At 70.8% G+C, this 19,026-nt stretch carries 20 protein-coding genes; 19 read left to right on the top strand and 1 reads right to left on the bottom strand.

Features of this window, described 5'->3' with window-relative positions; translation table 11 throughout:
• The first annotated feature begins 26 nt into the window (after positions 1–26).
• The 17 genes from BS75_RS18925 to BS75_RS44485 all read left to right on the top strand — a co-directional run bounded on the left by BS75_RS18925 (position 27) and on the right by BS75_RS44485 (position 12,315).
• Positions 27–302 (top strand): hypothetical protein, encoded by a 276-nt coding sequence (locus BS75_RS18925; protein WP_034089094.1) that lies wholly within the window; start codon positions 27–29, stop codon positions 300–302.
• 55 nt (positions 303–357) lie between these two features.
• Positions 358–1,272, top strand: coding sequence for a hypothetical protein (locus tag BS75_RS18920; RefSeq protein WP_034089093.1), 915 nt, complete (start codon positions 358–360; stop codon positions 1,270–1,272).
• 436 nt (positions 1,273–1,708) lie between these two features.
• The gene (locus BS75_RS44500) at positions 1,709–2,131 is read left to right on the top strand and encodes a DUF2958 domain-containing protein (RefSeq protein ID WP_052069536.1); all 423 of its coding nucleotides are present in this window, start codon (positions 1,709–1,711) and stop codon (positions 2,129–2,131) included.
• 48 nt (positions 2,132–2,179) lie between these two features.
• The gene (locus tag BS75_RS18910) at positions 2,180–2,458 is read left to right on the top strand and encodes a hypothetical protein (protein WP_034089092.1); all 279 of its coding nucleotides are present in this window, start codon (positions 2,180–2,182) and stop codon (positions 2,456–2,458) included.
• Positions 2,459–2,673: 215 nt separating this feature from the next.
• Complete coding sequence (locus BS75_RS18905; RefSeq protein WP_034089091.1) at positions 2,674–3,129, top strand: hypothetical protein; 456 nt, start codon at positions 2,674–2,676, stop codon at positions 3,127–3,129.
• Positions 3,130–3,199: 70 nt separating this feature from the next.
• Complete coding sequence (locus BS75_RS18900; protein WP_034089090.1) at positions 3,200–3,724, top strand: hypothetical protein; 525 nt, start codon at positions 3,200–3,202, stop codon at positions 3,722–3,724.
• A 130-nt stretch (positions 3,725–3,854) separates the two neighbouring features.
• Positions 3,855–4,991 (top strand): hypothetical protein, encoded by a 1,137-nt coding sequence (locus BS75_RS18895; protein WP_034089089.1) that lies wholly within the window; start codon positions 3,855–3,857, stop codon positions 4,989–4,991.
• 88 nt (positions 4,992–5,079) lie between these two features.
• Complete coding sequence (locus BS75_RS18890) at positions 5,080–5,334, top strand: hypothetical protein (RefSeq protein ID WP_034089088.1); 255 nt, start codon at positions 5,080–5,082, stop codon at positions 5,332–5,334.
• 283 nt (positions 5,335–5,617) lie between these two features.
• Positions 5,618–6,133 carry a hypothetical protein gene (locus BS75_RS18885; RefSeq protein ID WP_034089087.1) on the top strand — a complete coding sequence of 172 codons (516 nt, stop codon included), beginning with the start codon at positions 5,618–5,620 and terminating at the stop codon, positions 6,131–6,133.
• Between the two features lie 93 nt (positions 6,134–6,226).
• Positions 6,227–6,706, top strand: a complete 480-nt coding sequence (locus tag BS75_RS50385; RefSeq protein ID WP_231607826.1) for a hypothetical protein — start codon at positions 6,227–6,229, stop codon at positions 6,704–6,706.
• 79 nt (positions 6,707–6,785) lie between these two features.
• On the top strand, positions 6,786–7,784 hold the full coding sequence (locus tag BS75_RS44495; protein WP_160312246.1) for a DUF2637 domain-containing protein: 999 nt from the start codon (positions 6,786–6,788) through the stop codon (positions 7,782–7,784).
• Positions 7,781–8,629 (top strand): phosphoadenosine phosphosulfate reductase domain-containing protein, encoded by an 849-nt coding sequence (locus tag BS75_RS18870; protein WP_052069534.1) that lies wholly within the window; start codon positions 7,781–7,783, stop codon positions 8,627–8,629. Before BS75_RS44495 ends, BS75_RS18870 begins: the two co-directional genes overlap by 4 nt.
• Positions 8,626–9,066 carry a hypothetical protein gene (locus BS75_RS44490; protein ID WP_052069533.1) on the top strand — a complete coding sequence of 147 codons (441 nt, stop codon included), beginning with the start codon at positions 8,626–8,628 and terminating at the stop codon, positions 9,064–9,066. Before BS75_RS18870 ends, BS75_RS44490 begins: the two co-directional genes overlap by 4 nt.
• A complete protein-coding gene (locus BS75_RS43425) occupies positions 9,044–9,835 on the top strand; it encodes a hypothetical protein (RefSeq protein ID WP_052069532.1) in 792 nt (263 codons plus the stop codon). The genes BS75_RS44490 and BS75_RS43425 overlap by 23 nt, the downstream gene beginning before the upstream one ends.
• A 191-nt stretch (positions 9,836–10,026) precedes the next feature.
• A complete protein-coding gene (locus BS75_RS18860; RefSeq protein WP_034089086.1) occupies positions 10,027–11,061 on the top strand; it encodes a helix-turn-helix transcriptional regulator in 1,035 nt (344 codons plus the stop codon).
• A 263-nt stretch (positions 11,062–11,324) separates the two neighbouring features.
• Positions 11,325–11,618 (top strand): hypothetical protein, encoded by a 294-nt coding sequence (locus BS75_RS18855; RefSeq protein ID WP_152645794.1) that lies wholly within the window; start codon positions 11,325–11,327, stop codon positions 11,616–11,618.
• 115 nt (positions 11,619–11,733) lie between these two features.
• A complete protein-coding gene (locus tag BS75_RS44485) occupies positions 11,734–12,315 on the top strand; it encodes a hypothetical protein (RefSeq protein ID WP_052069531.1) in 582 nt (193 codons plus the stop codon).
• A gap of 231 nt (positions 12,316–12,546) precedes the next feature.
• Here BS75_RS44485 and BS75_RS18845 read toward each other — a convergent pair whose 3' ends face one another.
• Complete coding sequence (locus BS75_RS18845; protein WP_152645795.1) at positions 12,547–13,119, bottom strand: hypothetical protein; 573 nt, start codon at positions 13,117–13,119, stop codon at positions 12,547–12,549.
• Between the two features lie 317 nt (positions 13,120–13,436).
• On the opposite strand from BS75_RS18845, the gene mobF reads away from it, so the two are divergent.
• Positions 13,437–18,455 carry a MobF family relaxase gene (mobF, locus tag BS75_RS51520; RefSeq protein ID WP_052069530.1) on the top strand — a complete coding sequence of 1,673 codons (5,019 nt, stop codon included), beginning with the start codon at positions 13,437–13,439 and terminating at the stop codon, positions 18,453–18,455.
• A gap of 308 nt (positions 18,456–18,763) precedes the next feature.
• The gene (locus BS75_RS18835) at positions 18,764–18,964 is read left to right on the top strand and encodes a hypothetical protein (RefSeq protein ID WP_034089083.1); all 201 of its coding nucleotides are present in this window, start codon (positions 18,764–18,766) and stop codon (positions 18,962–18,964) included.
• Positions 18,965–19,026: the final 62 nt, after the last annotated feature.

The raw sequence follows: 19,026 nt of genomic DNA, 5'->3' as shown, positions 1-19,026 counted from the left end.
GAACCCCACCGATGAAAGGTTCGCCCGTGAGCGACGCGCCGACATCCCCGAAGGCCAGCCTCACCCGCACCATCAACACGATCCAGCGCGCACTGTTCGCCGCCGTCCTCGCCCTCACCGGCATCGGCGCGGTGTGCGCACTGCGAAACCAGTTGCTGACCGTCTACCTCATGCTCGCGGTCGTCGTCGGCCTGCTGTGGCTTCAGACCGTCGTCATGCGACTGCCGACGCAGATCAACAGCGTTGCCGAGCAGCACGGCATCCCTCCCGTCCTGCCCAACCCGTCCGCCGTCCGCCGCTGACTGCGACCCCCGAGCCGACCGGGCCACCGCGCCCGGTCGGCCACCCGGAGAGCCCTTGATCACCACCCACACTGCCTCGCGGTTGCTCCTGCGCTACGAAGTCGAGTACGGGCAGACCGGCCTCACCTACTACACCGTCCGCGCTCCCTACGTGACCGGAACCATCACCCTCCACCCCGAAGCCGCCCCCGGCGAACGCGACGACCCCGACGCCTACACCCGACTGCGCCTGACCTCCGGCCGCTACGACCCGACCGAGAATCCCAGCGGCTACACCGATCGCCTCGCCGTCCACAACTCATGGATCTACGACGGCATCACCATCCCGCCCCCGGGGACGACCGGCCACCGCGACCCCTGGGAGCAGCTCCACCGGAACACCTACGAGCTGGCCACCGAGGCCGCCCGAACCCGCGCCCGCGACATCGGACAAACGATCATCGCCAACCACCGCGCCGACCCCCAGCGACACACCCAGCACGCCCGCTACCTGCGGTCCGTCGCCCCTGACCAACTCTCGATGATCACCCGCGAAGCCGACCACCTGCGGCCCGCCGTCAAGCGGCTGTCCGCGCTGGAGACCCAGCTCGACCGATGGACCCGGCTGCACACCCCCGAGGCCAGCCCCACCGCGACCGCCGAGGTCGGCGGATATCTGGCCGACTGGCTCAGCGGGCGACTCGCCGGACACCAGCCACTCACCCCCGGCGACCAAGAGGTCTACCGGGCATGGTCGGCCGCCCGCCGCCTCGGCGACCCCGCGGCCGTCTTCCAGCCCCGCCGGATCACCCTGTACACCACAGCGGCGCTCGCCACCTTCACCCAGTACCTCGCCGAGGCCGCCCGCGATTCGCCCAGCCTGGCCGCCCGCGCCGACGCCCGCAACCACCTGCGGCGAATCGCCATCACCCATCCGTCACTCGCCGTGGAGATCCCCGCAGAGGAGGAAGCCGCCCCGGCCCCAGCCTGACACCCACTGCGGCACCACCACCGGAGCGAAGGCCCGGTGCCGCAGCCGGGGGCGGCGGGGAGCGGGCGCGCCTGCGGCGCGGCTGGCCTTTTTCCGGGCGCCCCGCTGCGCGGTTCCCCCGGCCCCCTGCGCGGCCCTGATTCTCCGGGGCCGGCCGCCCGCGTCAAGGGCGCTCCCTTCGGTCGCGTGGCTCGCCACCGGCCTTCGGCCGGCCCTTGACCCGGGCGGCCTCTCAGCCCCGGACCCCGGGCGCCTGTCAGGGGGACGGGGGAGGTGCGCCCTCGTAACTGACGGTCTGTCAGTCGGCTATCCGGCGTGAGGGGGCCACACCCCTCGGACTTGCCTAAAAACCCTCAATGCTATAGACTTATGTCATCAGGTCGGCGGGAGGGCAACCCGCAGCCTGGCCCACGAGCACCGTGTCGAGAGGCAGCATATGACCGACCTGAACAGCGCAAACATCGAACCCGGCACCTGGGCCTGGGGTGCGATGCCTGAGCAGAACCGCCACATCAGGGGGCACGCGTTCTATCCGCCGTTCGCCGAACTCGCCAAGATCCCAGGGCTGTATGCGACCGAGGATCAGCCGGTCGGAGACAAGGTCTTCCACATCCACTACTTCACTGGCGGCTCCGACTGGTACATCGCCGAGGTGGACCCATCCACCGGCCTGGCGTTCGGGTGGGCGCGGGTCAACTACCCGACCGGCGAATGGGGTTACATCCACCTGGTGGAGCTGGAGGAGCTCTGTGTCACGCCGTCGGCGTGTCAGGGGCAGGTGGCGGTTCCGATCATCGTGGAGCGCGATCTCCACTTCACCCCCACGCGCGCCGCCAGCATCCCCGCCCTGGCCGAGTAGTCCGACGCGCCCCGACCCCCGATTCAGCCGACGACTACGGAGATCCACGTGACCGCCCTTGTTCCCGCGCGCACCGCCGACGAGTGCGCTGACGCCGCTCTGGTGGCGGTCCATGCCTTCCTCGCGTTCGCGCCGGGCCCCTACGAAGGCGAGCCCGCCAAGCCGGAGGGCGCGTCGGTGATCATCCGCGACGTGATCACCGCGCTGCTCCACCTCGCCGACGGCCTCAAGGTTCCCGGTGACCGCGAGGCGCTGACCCACTCGGCCTACTTTCGCTATCGCGAGGACGCCGCCTACGAGCGACTCGCCGAGACCGACGACCTCTGACGGCCAGTGCTCCCGGTGGCGGTGCTGGTGCCGCCATCGGGGGCGAAGGTGGACGTATGCGCTCGTAAGTGACGGTACGTCAGTCATTCTTCCGACATGGGGAAGGTCTGCCCTCGGACTTGCCTGAAAACCATCACTGATATAAACTTGTCTTGTTGGTCGGGGAGGGCAACCCCGGCCGCCGCCCACGAAGAACCCGACCGGAAGGCGCTCGAATGACCACGGCGACTCTCGACATGGCCCGTCTCCAGGAGATCAACGACGACAAGCGGGCCGAGTGCGGCCACACCGACGGCCCCGGATGCGCTTGGTGCTGGCTCACCCCCGAGGCGGTCGCCGAACTCCCCTACGCCGAGCGCCTTGCCGTGGCGCTCGATCTCGACCACCGGCTCACCGAACTCGGCATCCCCCGCGCGCCCCGGACCGTCGTGATCGTCCACGAGGCCCGGACCTGGGCGGTTCAGATCATGTGCGACGAGCTGGGCACCTGGGAACTGCGCATCCCCGCCCCCGGCGAGGACTACGCCCTATACCACGGCCCGATCTACGCCGAGCCCGCCGCACAGAACCGCTGCCAGGGCGCACCGACGTGGACGCGCGACCGCGATGACCTCCCCGCCGTCGCCCGCAGCTTCGCGGGCCTGCTCCGGACCGCCGGCCTGCCCCGCTGACCCTGCCGACCGGCCCGGCAGTCCCGCCGGGCCGGTCCCGCCCGCCATCTCGCACCCGTAAGGAATCCCCATGAAGATCATCGACGTTCAGCACGTCCTCACCTGCGACCAGCCCGCCCGCTCCCGGCGAGTCCTGTCCGTCCTGGCAGACGTCGGCACGCGCTTCGACCGCGCCGCCGACGTGGTCGGGCACGTCGCCCCCGGGGAGCTGGCCACCCTGCCCGCCGTCGAGCCGCTGACCGTGGGCGATTGGGGCAGTGCATGCCGAGCACTGGTCGCGCTTGACGCCTTCCTGGAGGAAGGCACCCGCGAGGTCAGCGCGGGACTCACGGACCGCAGGCTCACCATGCACGCCCAGTTGCGCTGGAGTTTCGTCGCCGCGCTCCACGCCATGGGCTCGATATGGCGTGACGTCTACCTGTCCGGAAGCCATTTCGTGATCAGCCCGGACCTTGTGATCCGACCCGGCGTGACCGCAGGGGCCTACTGGTCGGCGCGCGCCGCAGCGTCGGCCACCAGCGCCCGACGCTGGGCGGACATGGTCACCGTGGCCCACTTCCGCGACATGGCCGACCTGGCGGCGATGAAGTGCTGACCGCCGCTCCCCGGGGGTGACCCATCTCCAGGAAGTTGCCTAAAAACCCTTACTGATATATACTTGTCTTGTTGGTCGGGGAGGGCAACCCCGATCGGCACCCACGGAAGACACTGCGAAGGGAATCACCTTGACCATCTCCCTGAAGACCCCGACCCGAAATGCTGGCCTGCGCGAGATCGCCGACGTGCTGTGGGATGAGCAGAAGCGCAAGCTCGACGTGATCGCACCGGCCTCCGGCATCCGCGCCGACGGTGGCCGCCTGGTGATCGACGGCACCGAGCACGAGCTGACCCCCGACGGGGTCACCAGCGTTCCGGACGTCTTCCGGCCGACCGGCGTCGCTGAGGCTGGGCTGGCTGAGAAGCTCGGCATCCCGACCAACTACTTGCGCAAGACCCGCGTCGAGGCCCCCGAGCTGTGGGACAGCAACGTCAACGGTTGGCTCGCCCGCACCGACAAGTCGTTCATGGTTCGCGCCCTGCGCCCCGGCGGCGGCGAGGAGGGCAACGTCGCCCGTGCCTTCCTCAGCAACGGATACCGGATCATCGACAATCTCGACGTGCTGACCGCCGCGCTCGAAGGCATCACCACCGCTGGTGTGGCCGTCCGCATCGACAGCTGCGACCTGACCGACCGCAAGATGTACGTCCGCGTCGTCGCCGATGAAATCCGCGCCTACGCGCCCGAGTTGCTGCGCAACTACCGCAGCCCGTTCAGCGGCGCGAGCGGCGCGGACAACCCGACCGTCTTCGCCGGGTTCGAGATCAGCAACAGCGAGACCGGGTGCGGCGCGTTCCGTATCGTGCCCCGACTGGTCTTCCAGGTCTGCAACAACGGAGCGACGATCACCCGGGATGCCATGAAGTCGGTGCACGTCGGCGGGCGCGAGGAGGACGGGGTGGTCCGGTGGAGCGACCAGACCCAGGCCCGCACGCTCAGCCTCATCACCTCCAAGACCACCGACGCGGTCCGATGTTTCCTTGACCGTAACTACATCACCCGGTACCTGCGTTCCATCGAGGAGACGGCGACCACCCGGATCGCCGACCCCGAAGCAGTGATCACCAACGTCAGCCAGACGCTGAGGTTCACCGAGGGCCGTCGGCGCGACATCTTCGCCCACTTCATCCAGGGCGCGGACCTGTCCGCCGGTGGCGTCATGCACGCCGTCACCTCCGTTGCCCAGACCCTCTCCGATGCTGACGAGGCCGCCGAACTCGAATCGCTCGGCATTCGCGCCATGGAGCTGGCCGCCTCCCTGTGACCGCCCGCCGCCCGGCCCACCGTGGCCGGGCGGCGACCCCGGCACCGACCAGCCGCCACACCCCAGCGCGACCCCGGGAGACCCCACCATGAGCGCCATCACTGACCGCCTGCGCGATCTCGTCGCCGAGGTCACCACCTTCGAGGAGGACTGGGAGGACAAGCTCCGCGCGGCCCTGCCCACCTACGACCCATGCCGCGAGGGCTTCCCCGTCGATTCCCAGGACGAAGTCCGCTACTTCGAGTTGTGCGACGACCGCGCGGCCGAGGCCCGTGACCAACTCCAGAAGACGACCAGCGGCATCGAGAAGGTCATCAGGGAATTCACGCCGCAGCCGTTCTGACCGGCCCGGTCAGCCGGACCACCGGCCGCCCAGCGCGAAGCCGGGCGGCCCACTGGCCGGGGAGCCGAGCTGCGGGGATCGACCCCGCACCACGGCCGAACCCCTCCCGCTGCTCTCCCACCACAGCACTACCCGCCGTACCGCCCGCCGGCCTCTACCGGCCCCGCAGCGGGCGGCCCACCGGCCCGGGTGCCGAGCTGCGGGGATCGACCCCGCACCACGGCCAACCCCGCGCGGCGCCCCTCCGCAGCCACCTTCACCCGTCACACCCAGGAGAACCACCGTGCCCACCCTGCCCCACACCGGGCTCCAGGCCCCCGACCACCCCCGCTACGAGGTCACCAGCTGCCGGGAGCTGGAGCTGCTCCGCGGGACGCCGTTCCAGGCCACCCTCAGCCTCGAAGGCCGCACGATCGGCTTCGCCGAGAACTACGGCGACGGGGACACCACCGAGTTCGTGCCCCACGGGGACTTCCCGGCGGACGACTTCGCCCAGTTCGCCGACGCCTGCCGTCTGGAGCACCAGCCGGTCAGCCTCTCCCTGCTGCTGGACCTGCTGATCGAGGAGTTCAACGTCAGCCGCTTGCTCCGCGCCCAGGCACTCCACGGGCGCACCCTGCTCCGCGAAGTCGCCCCGAACGGCACCGCCACGATCAGCGGGGCCATCACGATGCCCGCCACCACGGACGACCGCCGCCGTCTACGGGGAGCCCTCGGACTACCGCGCACCCCGGGCGCAGCGGCCCAGTTCTGGAACGGCAGCCACTGGGAGCACCTGGCCGGCGCCGCCGCGTCCTGACCCGCCCCGGTGCGGCCCGGACACCTTCCGGACCGCGCCGAGGCCCGGTCAGACACCAGGCCCCTACCCCCGCGCACCGCAGGAGCCAGCAGCATGCCGAAGTACCTCGTCCCCGTCGACGTCATCACCGTGCACCTGGTGCCGATCCTCGCCCCCACCCGCAAGGCGGCCCAGCCCGAGGCCGAGCGCATCGTTACCGGTGACTGGGAGACCTGGTTCGACCACGCCGAACCCGTGGTGGTCGGCGACGCCCAGACCGAAGCGGAATGGGACGCCGAGCAGGAAGCCCTCAGCCGCAGCGGCAGCAACGGCAAGCCGGGCCCGCTCCGGGCCCGGCAGCCGAAGCCCACCCCCGCGCCCAGGTTCACCGCGGCCCGCACCGACCACCACGCCGACGGCACGCCGTGCCCGCCCGAGCACAAGCACACCAGCAGCGGCAAGCCCCTCGTAGCGGGGTGCCCCGGTCGTGCGTACTCCAAGGCCGCGTGCACCTGCGGCACCTGGTCGTTCAGGTCCCTCGGCAAGGGCCATGTGGACGAGGAACGCCGCCGCCACCTGCGCACCGCCCACTGACCAGACCCCACCCCGACACACGAACAGGTGCGGCCCGGAGGGCAACCGGGCCGCACCTCCCACGAACCCGAGAGACCACGTGACCCCGTCCGCGACCAAACCCAGCACACCACCACCGCGCGCAGGCGCGACAGCGGCACCGCCCCCACGCTGGCACCAGCCCCGTGACGCCGACGCTCTCACGGCCAACCTCGTCGTCGGCGTTCTCGGCATAGCCGCCTTCGCGGTGAGCTTCACCCACGTCGTCCAGACCTCCATCCGGGCCGGCCAGACCGGCTGGGTCGCCTTCGCCATCGCCGTCAGCGTCGAGCTGATGGCCCTCGGCTCCGTCTCCGAGATCCGCCGCCGCAGGCGGTACCGCCAGCCCGACCGCTGGCCGCGCTGCGTCCTGGCGCTCGGCATCGTCATGAGCCTGGCCGCCAACCTAGCCGTCGCACAATCCACACCCTGGGGATACGTCATGGCCGCCTGGCCCAGCCTCGCCTTCGGCGCCGCGGCGGGCATCATCGAGAGCCGCCCGGCCTTCCCGTTGAACGCCGAACCTGAAGCCCCTGGCGCGGACACCGAGGACGAGCACCCGGCTCCTGGCACCACGGAAGCCGAAACCCCCGCCACCGAGGCGGACGACGACCCGGAACCGGTTCAGCCGAAGAACGACACCGAACCGGTCGAACCGGAGGACGAGGCCGAGCCCGCCATCTCGGAAGACGAACCCGAGGACGAGCCGGCCGAGCAGGACGAGCCCGCCGAGTCCCTGCCCCCGCAGTACCGGCCCAGCCGGGCGCGTGTCTTGACCGACCTGCTCGCCCAGATGCGTACAGACCCCACGTGGGTCCCCGACTATCCCAAGCTGCAACGCGCGACCGGCTACAGCCGGTCGTGGTGTGAGAAGCGCGTATCCGAGGCCCGCACACTCTGCCGCCCTCCCGCTCCTGCCCCCGCTGTGGCCGAGCTGCCCGACCGTACGGGCGCCCAGCAGCACCTCACTGCGATCCACACCCCGCGACACCGAAGACGCCCAACCCGCACCGCCCAACGCCCAGCCCGCACCCAACCCGTTCGAGGAACCCGCACGTGAGCACCACCCTCCACATACCGCCGCAGTTGCGTGACGCCGACGCCTACGTGTGGAACAACAGCGGAGGCAAGGACAGCGCCGCGAGCCTCCACCTGTGGGCCACCACCGCCACCGAGGAGATGCTGGAGCGCACCGTCGTGCTCCACCTGGATCTGGGCGACGCCGAGTGGGGCGGAGTCCCCGTCCTCGCCGCTGACCAGGCAGCCGCGTACGGACTGCCCTTCGAGGTCCGACGCCGCGAGCGCGGCGGCCTGCTCGACCTGGTCCGTGCACGCGGCCGTTGGCCCGGTCCCAGCACTCCGTTCTGCCGCTCGTACTTGAAGCGAGACGTGGCCAGGAAGTTCTACACCGAGCTGACCAGCCGACTCGCCATCCCCGGCAGGCCCGCGCACATCGTCACCGCGCTCGGAGTGCGCGCCGCTGAGAGCCCCGTACGACGACGGCGCCAAGCCGTCGCCGTTGACCGCGGGGCCAGCTCCGGCCGACGCCAGATCACCACATGGCTGCCCATCCACGAACTCAGCACCGACGCTGTGTGGAAGACCGTACGGGACAGCGGCATCCCCCCACACCCGGCTTACCAGCACCTACCCCGCCTGTCCTGCAAGCTGTGCCCGTTCGCCGGCCGCCGCCACCTCATCACCGCCGCACGGCTGGCACCCGACACCGCACTCGACTACGCCCTGGTCGAGGACGAGATCGGCCAGCCCTTCCGCCGCGACCTCTCCATGGCCGAGATCATCGAGGCCGCAGAGCGTACGGACGACGACCCCGTACGAGCCCTCCGGCCGTACGGACCCGGAACCCTCACGCTCCCGCACCGTACGGAGGGCTGTGCCGCATGATCCGCAGCAGCCCCGTAGGCCCGGAGACCGCCCTTCCTGTGGTGCTGAGCTACGGAATGGGCCTGGACAGTGCGTCCATACTGACCCGCTGGCTCAGCGAACCAGCCAGCCGCGATTTCCCGCTGGCCCGGCTGACCGTGCTCACCGCGATGACCGGCGACGAGCCGGACGTCACCCGGCGACTCAACGAGGACCATCTGCTCCCGCTGATGCGGAGCACCGGCACGCGCTTCGTCCAGGTGAGCCGCACCAGCCAGCAGGGCGGCTGCACCGTGCTGGACGACTCCCGCAACCCCAGAAAACTGATCATGCGGGGGCCGTGGCGGCTCTCCGACGAGCTGCGTGCCAGCGGCACCGTGCCCCAGGTCGCGGCCAAGCGCAGACTGTGCAGCCAGCCAGCGAGCGAAAGGCGAGGTGCTCGACAGATGGCTGGCTGACGAGTTCGGCGGCCGACCGTTCCGGCACGTCCTCGGCTTCGCCGCAGAGGAGCTGAGCAGGGCAGCACGCGACGAGGGCTTCACCGCGATCGGCCGCCTGCCTGAGTACCCGCTGATTGACGACTGGCACTGGGACCGCCACCAGTGCGACCAGTACCTGTTCGACCAGTTCGGCGAGCGATGGTCGAGGAGCGCGTGCGGATACTGTCCGTTCTCCGCCGGCCGTCGCGGACGCGCGGACCTCATCGAGCGATGGCGGGCCGAGCCCGCCATCGGCGCCCAGGCACTCGCGCTGGAGTACACCGCCCTCGCGCTCAACGCTCGCTCGAAGCTCTACGGCACCGTCGCCGCCCAGGACCTCGCCCGAAACCACGGGCTGATCGAGGTCCTCGCCGAGTTCGAGCAACACCTTCGACGCCAGCGATGGAGTGTCTACGAGGTCCGCAGGATCATTCACCCCCGCCGCGACGACCCCACGGCCAAGGGGGCGGCCTGGCGCAGCGTCCGCACCAAGTTCACCGGCCACCACGACGACGCCCGGTTCGTCCTCAACACGCTGGCGTACGGACGCACCACCACGGACAGGCACGGCATCACCCGGGCCGAGATCATCCCCCGCACCGGCGGATACCCCGCGATCGAGATGAGCCTTGCTCTCGCACCGGCTGGAGTCCAGCCCAAGGAGCGGCCGGCGTTCGGCGCCTGGTGGGATCGGCTGCACCACCAGATCACCCCGACGCCACCGGGCATGATCACGCTCGCGGCCTGACCGCAGCGAAAGTCGGGGACCGGCGGCACGGCCGAAACCGTGCCGACCTCGATGGATCGGCTGGGCAAGCCACCGGCCCCCTCCCACGAAGACACCGATCCCGAAAGACCGCCACTTCGCGCAGGTAGATTAGTCCATGTCGGATGGGGGAGGCAGCCACTCCCTCCGGCCTCACCCGAAGGAGACCACCGATGCCCGCCGCTCCGACGGCCCTGACGCTCGCGGAGCGCCTGGCCGCCGCTCCGACCGACATCCTCAGTGTCGCCGACATCGTCAGCGTCACCGGGCTGTCCGAGGCCACCGTCCGTCGCCTCACCAAGCTCCCGGACTGGCCCGACGCCGGTGCCCCCGGGGCGCACGGCGAGCAGAGGTTCCCGCGCGACGCCTGCGCGACGTGGATGGCTGACAACCAGGCCGCCCGCGTCGACGTCTCGGAACTGCCGGGCGACGACGACGACCGGCTCACCATCGCCGAGATCGCGAGCCGCACCGGCATCAAGCGCAACACCCTCAGCGCGTACCCGTCGCTCTACAAGGCCAGCCGCCGCAGGCCGTTCCCGCCCGCCGACTCTCTCGGCACACGTCGATGGGGCGACGTGAAGGCGTGGCTGAGCGCAAGCGCCGGACGCTCCGGTCCGCGCGGCACCGTCGAGCCCTCGGCCGGTGCCGAAGCCCCGACCGACGCGCCGGTGGTCGATGTCCTCACCACGGCCACCATCGAGCGGCTGACCGGCAAGGGCAAGGAGGCGGTCAAGTCGCTGGTCCGCCGCCCCGAGATCGCCTCGCTGAGCAGCGGCAAGGTCGGCCGGGCACGGGTCTGGCCTGCGCAGGCACTCCTCCCAGCGCTCTGGGAACTCGGCTACCTTCCGAAGAGCGGACCGCTCACCGACGACCAGCGAGCGGTCCTGGTTGACCTCGGCTACCTGCCCGCCAGCGGCAAGCCCACCGCGGAGCAGAACGCCCGGCTCCGCGAGTTCGGCTACGACCCCAACGGCACCGTGGAACACCGCGTGTGGCTCGCCGGCCCCCTGCGATCCGCCACCGAACTGGCCGCCTACTACGGCGTCACCGCCAGCGCAATCACCCACCGGCTCAGCCGCGCCGAGGAAGCCGCCGACCCTGATCGGCCGGTACCGCCCCCGATCGACACCGAGGACGGCAAGCGCTACGACCCCAAGGTGTTCGACGCCTTCTGGAATAGCCCCGCGACGACGCGCAGTAAGTAGCCGCACCCACGCAACGGCTACGGTGCCGCCGACCGGAGACGGTCGGCGGCACCGTAGCCGTTCACGGCCGCTTCGGCGCCCTTGAGCAGTTACCGAGGCGGTACCAGCTCGGGGCACGTTCCGCGCGCCCTCGCCGGTAGAATCGCGTGGCAAGCCGCCTCCGCCACCGGACCGAGGAAGCGCCGGCCCCGGTAAGTCGGACGATCCGCGATCGTGGCCGTGACTGGTCGGCGCTCAGCTTCCATCCCCAAGGAGTTCCCCCCATGGCCGTACTGCGATGGTGGGCAATGGGCTCACCCCTGTGGAGACGCCTCGCGATCTGCTGGACGATCTTCGGGATCGGCATGGTCGGCAGCGTGCTCCTGCTGGCCACCATCCCGGGTTCGAGCGCGGCGTCCATGGTCGGCTTCATCCTCGTAGCGTCCGCAGGTCTCGCGGCGGTGGTCGGGGGGTACCTGCTGAGCGCTGCACGTGTCCGTGGTGAGCGTGCCCTGTCCCCCAGGTGGTACCGCCGATTCCTGGACGAAGCACACGCGCGACGGACGGTTGGCCAGTAGCTCTCGCACGCGAAGCGCCGCCGCCTCGGCGTGGGGTGGCGGGGTCTTCGTAGGACGATGGCCCCAGTGACTTAGTATCGTTCGGCTACGAAACGCCGAGATCAGGAAGTAGCACATGCCGCCCACCCTTCTGACCGCGCGCGTTCCGGTTGAGCCCGACCGCCATGGGAACCCCAGCTACTCGCCGGTCGCGGGTGCGCTCGGCGGGGCCGCAACCCTGATGCTGGCGCTTGTGGCTGCCTGGGTCGCGCTCACTTCCAGGTTCTTGGACGACCATCGGCTCTGGGCGTACGTCGCCATCGCAGCCGCCGGGCTCATCGGGTTCCTGGCCACGTACGCCGTGGCCGCGGCAGTGTTCCGCCGCTACGGCGCGCGCTGGTGGCACGTCGGAGTGGCCGTTGCCGCACTCGTGTGCATCGGCAGCCAGGCCAGTGCCTTCGCCACCTGGGTTTTTCCAGACCCGATGGCCCGCTATGACCGCCAGCTCGGTGGTCCGGGCCGCTGCCTGCACAACAGCCCGTACGGAACCGGGAAGCCGAACGTCACCACCATCTCCGACGCCGGCTGGATGACCGTCGTCCCGCTCGACACGACGTTCCCACCCCTGCGTCTTGACCATGCCGTCGCCGGAGGCTTGCACCAGCTCACCCCGGCAGATGGTGCCTCCCGGCAGATCCTTGACTCGCACGGCTGCTAGCCCCCAGCCCGCGACAGCGAGGGACCTGGAACAGGGAACGACGGGCGCAGTACCGATCCCCGCGGAGATACCGCTCTGCGGTGACCGCTGAGACGACGGTGCCGCCGACCGACACCATCGCTTTCGCAGCGGACGCCAAAGCGCCGCCACCTCGGAGGAGTCGAGGTGGCGGCGCTTTCGCAGCTCTGCAACACGCCGGCCGCTGCTGTGAGCACCAGCCGGATTCCAGCCTCACGTGGTCATCGCCGACGGCCCCGACGCGACATGAGCCGACACAGGGGAGTCCGCAGCCGCACGCGGCCGTTCGGTCGCCGCCACGGCACTGGCTGCTGACGGCTCGGCCGTGTCGACCAACGCGCGAGTGTGCTCGCCCGCCTCAGCCTCGCTGGCCCCAGTCACCTCACCCAGCGACTCCGCCGGAGTCGAGCCGCCGTCCTCCGCCACCGGCTGCCCGGGGCCGACAGCCGTAGCCTCCGCCAGAGCCGTCCTCACCTCCGCCAAGGCCAGGCCCGTCAGCTCCGCGATCTGATCGCGAGTCTCGCCGAGATCCTGAAGCACCGCGATGGCTGCTCGTGCCAGCCGTTCCGGCTTCTGCGCAGCGGCCTCAGCGTCCGCCACGATCTTCGCCGCCCGAGCACTCGCGGTCGACCGGAGCGACTCAGCGCGCCCCCTCTGCTCGTAGAAGTCGGCCAGCGCCGACTCCACCTGCTTCTCGCGGCGAAGACGCTCCGCGTCCCGCCTCGCCTTCGCATCCTGTGCCGCCCGGACCGCAGCGGCCCGCGACATCGAAATTCGTCCACTCATGCCTGAACCATAACCCGAAAACCCCAGGTGACAAGCCCCTGAAACCCCCGATGAGAGACACTGATAAACAACGAGAAATAGAGATAGAAATACCGAGACGGAAGTCACTTGCGAGCCACTGAAGTGCCTCTGGCCTGGCCATATGCCAGCCAGAAGGAGCGATCCAGACACCTCTTGCAGATATTCTGAGCATGGTCCGCTGTGCGGGGGATAAAGTATCTGCATGACATCGAGTGGGTACGCAGAAATAGCGGGGCTGATATAGCCTTCGCGCTTTGCCGTGCCCTGGCCCCGAGCGTTGCGGGGTGGTCGCGTTGATGACCATCCACAAGCTCACCTCCGGCGGCTACACCTACCTGACGCGCCAGGTCGCGGGCGGCGACGTACAGCGTCAGCGGGGACAGTCGGCAGCCGAGTACTACACGCAGAAGGGCAACCCGCCGGGCATCTGGCTCGGGCGAGGTGCCCCCCTGCTCGGGCTCGACGGCACCACCGTGACCGAAGAGCAGATGAAGCTCCTGTACGGCCTCGGACAGCACCCCGACGCCGAGCGGATCATCGCCGAGCACCTGGCCGCCAACGTGCGCGCCGACATGAACGACGACCAGCTCAAGGCCGTACGCGCCGCTGCGATCAAGGCCGCGACCCTGGGCCGCGCCTTCCCCGAGTACAAGGCACTCGACCCCTTCAACGAGCGCGTCGACAAGCGCCTGGCCGTCATCGAGAAGCAGGCCCGCCGCACGCCCACCCAGGCCGAGATCAAGAAGGTCCAGCGTGAGGAGTCGACCCGGCAGCGCGCCGCGGTCGCGGGCTTCGACGTCGTCTTCGCGCCGGTCAAGTCCGCCGCCGTGCTGTGGGCGCTGGACCAGCGCGAGGAAGTCCGCGCCGCCGTGCGCGAGGCCCACGAAGCGGCCCGCGACGCCGCGTTCGCGATGCTCGAAGAGCACGCCGCGTTCACCCGCACCGGCAGCACCGGCCAGGCCCAGATCGAGACCAGGGGCCTGATCGCGGTCGCCTTCGACCACTTCGATTCGCGGGCCGGCGATCCCAATCTCCACACGCACGTCGCCATCTCCTCGAAGGTCATGGGCGTGGACGGCAAGTGGCGCTCGCTGGACGCCCGCGCCCTCTACGCCATGACGGTGGCGGCCTCCGAGTTCTACAACTCCCGCTTCGAGAGCGAGCTGTCCGCGCGCCTCGGCGTCACCTTCGAGGCCCGCGAGGACGCCGTCACCAAGCGCCAGCCGGTGCGCGAGATCGTCGGCGTCCCCGTCGAGGCGATCACGCACTTCTCCTCCCGCCGGACCGATATCGAAGCCCGCTACGAGCAACTGCTGCGCGAGTACCGCCGCGACCACGGGCACGACCCCTCCCGGGGCATGACCCACCAGCTCGCCCGCCAGGCCAACCTCGATACCCGCGAGGGCAAGAAGGCCGCCCGCTCCCTCCAGGAGATGCGCGCCGACTGGGCCCAGACCGTCACCGCCGCCCACGGCGAGGACGTCATCGCCCGCGTCATGGCGGCCGTCCCCGCCGCCGGAAGCACCCCCGTAACCGCCGAGGACGGTGAGCAGGAGCCGGTCGAGATCCCGACCCTGGCCGCCGCCGTGATCACCGCCGTCTCCGGGGAGCGGGCGGTGTGGACGGTGTGGAACCTGCGCGCCCACGCCGAGCGCCTGGCCCGCTCCGAGCACCCCACCACCGACGCCGCCGAGCACCAGGCGCTGGTCGAGGCGATCGTCACCGAAGCCGTCTCCCCGGTCCACAGCATCCGCGTCGACGCCCCCGCGCTGCTGACCGAACCCGAGGAACTGCGGCGCTCCAATGGCGACAGCGTGTTCGTCCAGCACGCCTCCGCCCGCTACACCAGCCGCAACATCATCGATGCCGAGAATCGGCTCGTCACCGCGGCCACCACCCCCACCACCGCCAGGCTGTCCGCCGCGTTCGTCGGCGCCGCCATCGACGGGTTCGAGGCCCGCAACCGCGCCCTGGACGAGGGCCAGCGCGCCCTCGTCACCGCGTTCGCCACCGACACGCGGCTGCTGTCCGTCGGCCTTGGCCCGGCCGGCTCCGGCAAGACCACCGCGATGCAGGCGTACGTCCACGTCGCCGCCCAGGCCGGACAGCGCGTCGTCCCGCTCGCCACCTCCGCCGCAGCCGCCGCCGTCCTGGCCGCCGACCTCAAGCAGCCCGCCGAGAACCTCCACAAGTTCCTCTGGGAGTACACGGGCGGCACGTACGCCGCCCAGCTCAACAGTGGCAAGAACGTGCCCGCCCACCGGGCCTCATTCGCCCTGCGCCCCGGTGACGTCGTCCTGGTGGACGAGGCCGGGATGGCGGGCACCTTCAACCTGGACAACCTCGTGCGGATCGCCGCCGACCGCGGCGCGACCGTGCGCCTGCTCGGCGACTACCGCCAGCTCAGCTCCGTCGAATCCGGCGGCGCGCTGCGCCTGATCGCCGCCCAGGCCGGCGCCGTCGAGCTCAGCCACCTCCACCGCTTCAGCAACAAGGCCGAAGCCGACGCCACGCTCAAGATCCGCGTGGGCGACGGCGGCGGCCTGGACTTCTACCTCGCCAACAACCGAGTCCTCGGGGGCTCGCGCACCGCGATGGTCGAGGCCGCCTACGAGGGCTGGAAAGCCGACATGCTCGCGGGCAAGACCACCCTGATCAGCGCCGCCTCCAACACCGACGTGACCGCCCTGTCGGCCCGCGCCCGCGACGAGCGCGTGGCCGCCGGCCAGGTTGAAGCTGACGGCGTCCTGCTGCGCGACGGCAACCGCGCGGGCAAGGGCGACTGGATCGTCACCCGCGACAACAACCGCAAGCTCACCACCGCCCGGGGCCGCGACTTCGTCAAGAACGGCGACGCCTGGCAGGTCCTCAAGCGCCACGAGGACGGCTCCCTCAAGGTCCGCCACATGGGCCACCGCGGACGCCTGACCCTGCCCTCCGAGTACGTCGGCGCCCACGTCCAGCTGCTCTACGCCTCCACCGTCATGCGCTCCCAGGGCGGCACCGTCGACACCGCCCACCCGCTGGTCACCGAGGATATGAGCCGCGAGGACCTTTACGTCCAGCTCACCCGCGCCCGCCACAAGACCACCATCTACACCGCCACCCACGACCTGCTGCCGTTCGACACCGACGACCAGCTCGACCTGCCCAAGCACGACCCCGACACCTTCGCCGCCCGCGAGGTGCTGGAGCGCGTGCTGGGTCGCGAGGGGGCCCAGCTCTCCGCCACCGACACCATCCGAAACGCCCAGGAGGAGGCTGTCTCCCTGGCCACCCTGGCACCCCGCCACCAGCACGCCACCGAGACCCTGACCACCCCGTACTACCACCAGCTCGTCCACCGACTCCTCGGCCCCGCCCTCGCAGAGCAGATCACCGCCGACGACGCCTTCACCGCCGTCGCCCGCGCCCTGCGCAACGCCGAAGCCGCCGGCTGGCAGCCCGAGCGACTGCTGGCCGCCGCCACCTGGCGCGGCGACCTGGCCACCGCAGACTCCCCGGCCCAGGCCCTCGCCTGGCGCCTGAACACCATCACCGAAGACCGCCCCGCCCCCGCCCACCTCAACGCCCCCACCACCGCGGACACCACCCGCTACGCCGCCCTGGTCGCGCAGCTCACCAGCCTGCCCGCCCACCGATTTGACCCCGAGAGCGCGACCGCCCAACCGGCCGCCTTGCACATCGCGCCCGCCGCAGCCCAGGCCCCCGACGCGCACCCGCACGTCTCCACCGACACCCTCAAGAGCTACGCCACCGCCGCCGCCAACCTGCTAGACACCACCACCGACAAGGTCACCGCCCACCCGCAGTGGCCCCACCTCGCCGGAGCCCTGGCCGCTGCCGAGCGCACCGGCCACGACACCACCGCCCTGCTCACCACCGCCGCCACCCAGGCCACCACCGCCAGCGACCCGGTCACCGCCCTGACCCGCGCCGCCCGCACCACCCTGGCCACCGCGGGCCTCCCCGAAGCCCACCAGAACACCCCCGAAGCCTTGCGCCACCAAGCCCTGACCGCCGACGTCCTCGGCGCCGAGCACGCCACCCGAGCCCGCAACGAGAACACCTGGCCCGCCCTTACCGCAGCCCTGCGCCGCGCCGAGAGCGCCGGTCACGAACCCGCAGCCCTGCTGCGCCAGGTCGCCGAGAGCCGCCCGCTCACCGGCGCCGACAGCCTCAGCCAGGTCCTCGCCTGGCGCATTGGCCGCCACCTTGCCGCCAATGCCCCGGCCACCACCGCCCAGCAGAGCCACTGCGCCGAAACCGAGCTGTGGCGCACCCTCGCCTGGACCCTGAAGACCATCGAGAACACCGGCACCACCGCGGAGACCGTCCTCTCCGAGGCGACCGGCCGCACCGCGCTGCCCGGACTGCTCCAGCACGCCCAGCAGCAGGCACTCGCCCACACCCGCGCCGTCTCCGGCCGGGCCGACCTCCCGGCCTGGATCAGCGCCGTCCCGCGCTCCACCACAGCCAACCCGGTCCACCACGAGTACCTCACCGACAGCGCCGCCCTGATCGCCAACCGCTTCACGGTGCTCGCCGAACGCACGGTGGAGAACCGCCCGGATTGGAGCCAGACCCTCGGCGACACCCCGCAGGACCCCACCCAGCTTGCCCAGTGGCAGCACCATCTCGCCGTCGTCGCCGCCTACCGCGACCAGTACAAGGTCACTGACGACAGCGCCGCCCAACCCGCCGGCCCCTACATCGAGGAAGGCCGTACCGGCCACCACGCCTACTGGCAGGCCGCCGCAGCCGCCGTCACCGCCCGACGCATCGCCAATGCGCCGGACGCCCCGGCAGTCACCACTGCGGACTCCGACCAGCAGGCCCGCAGCCAGCTCGCCGCCGACGTCTACCGGGTCCTGCCCGAGGCAGACCAGGCCGAGATCCTGCGCACCGTCGTCACCCGGACCGGCGCCACCTGGCTCGCCAGCCTCCCGCGCCTGGACGACGCTGCTCTAGCCCAGCAGCACCTCGCGGAACAGGTCAGCACGGTGCTCGCCGAGCGCCACCAGCTGACCACCGAGGCCACCCAGCCCCAGCAGCCGCAGGCCGAGGAACGGCACCAGCCGACCCTCGCCGAACGCCGCCGAGCCGGCCGCCAGGCCGAGCGCCAGGCCCACCGCGAACAGCTCCAGCAGCGCGGCGGACAGACGACCCGGACCGTCCGGCGCGTGCCTGCTCGCTGGGCCGAGTCCGCCGACCGCCAGAACCAGGCCCCGGCCCAGCGCTCCGCCGCTCCGCAGCCGCAAGTTCAGCAGCCTCCGCAGGTCCGCCAAGATCAGCAGGGGCCGCGCCTTCGCTAGGACACGCTGAGCGCGGCGATGCTGAAAACCGGAGGCGACACGAGCGTCTAAGCCGCATGAAGCCAGGCAGGGCGTGTATGCCTATCCGTGTATCAGAGAATTCTTGTGAATCTGCCTATGAATCTGAGGTTGTTGCTGCGGATCGCATCTGACTGGTCGCCTGCACGGCTAGGCGTGAGCCTTTGAATTAGCGGATATGCCAAATTGGCATGTCGGTATCTCGGCCGGAACGGTGCGAGACTCGGTGCCGGAGCGGCGCCGCCCGACTGATCGGCCGTCACCGGCGGCCCTGAGTCGGGGAGCTCTTATTGAACGAGACCTTGCAGGTTGAGCCAGTCGCGCCAGGCCGGGCGACGGATGTGGCCGTAGAGATCACGCGGGTGGTTGCAGTGGCGGCCGTGCTGGTGGCTGTGCTGCTGGTACACCGCCAGTTCGATGCCACAACAGGGGCCCTGGTGGGCGCAGGCTTCGGGCTCCTCGGCCCGCAGCATCGGCCCGGAGTGGGGTGAGGGCAGGGCCCGCCCGTCGTCGCGTTGGCGAGGGCGGGCCCAGTGGTCCGCCCTCCGGGCAA

It is taken from the genome of Streptacidiphilus albus JL83 (genome assembly GCF_000744705.1).
GTDB lineage: Bacteria > Actinomycetota > Actinomycetes > Streptomycetales > Streptomycetaceae > Streptacidiphilus > Streptacidiphilus albus.
Note: the sequence above shows the minus strand (reverse complement) of the source record. Positions and strands in the feature narration are given on the sequence as shown.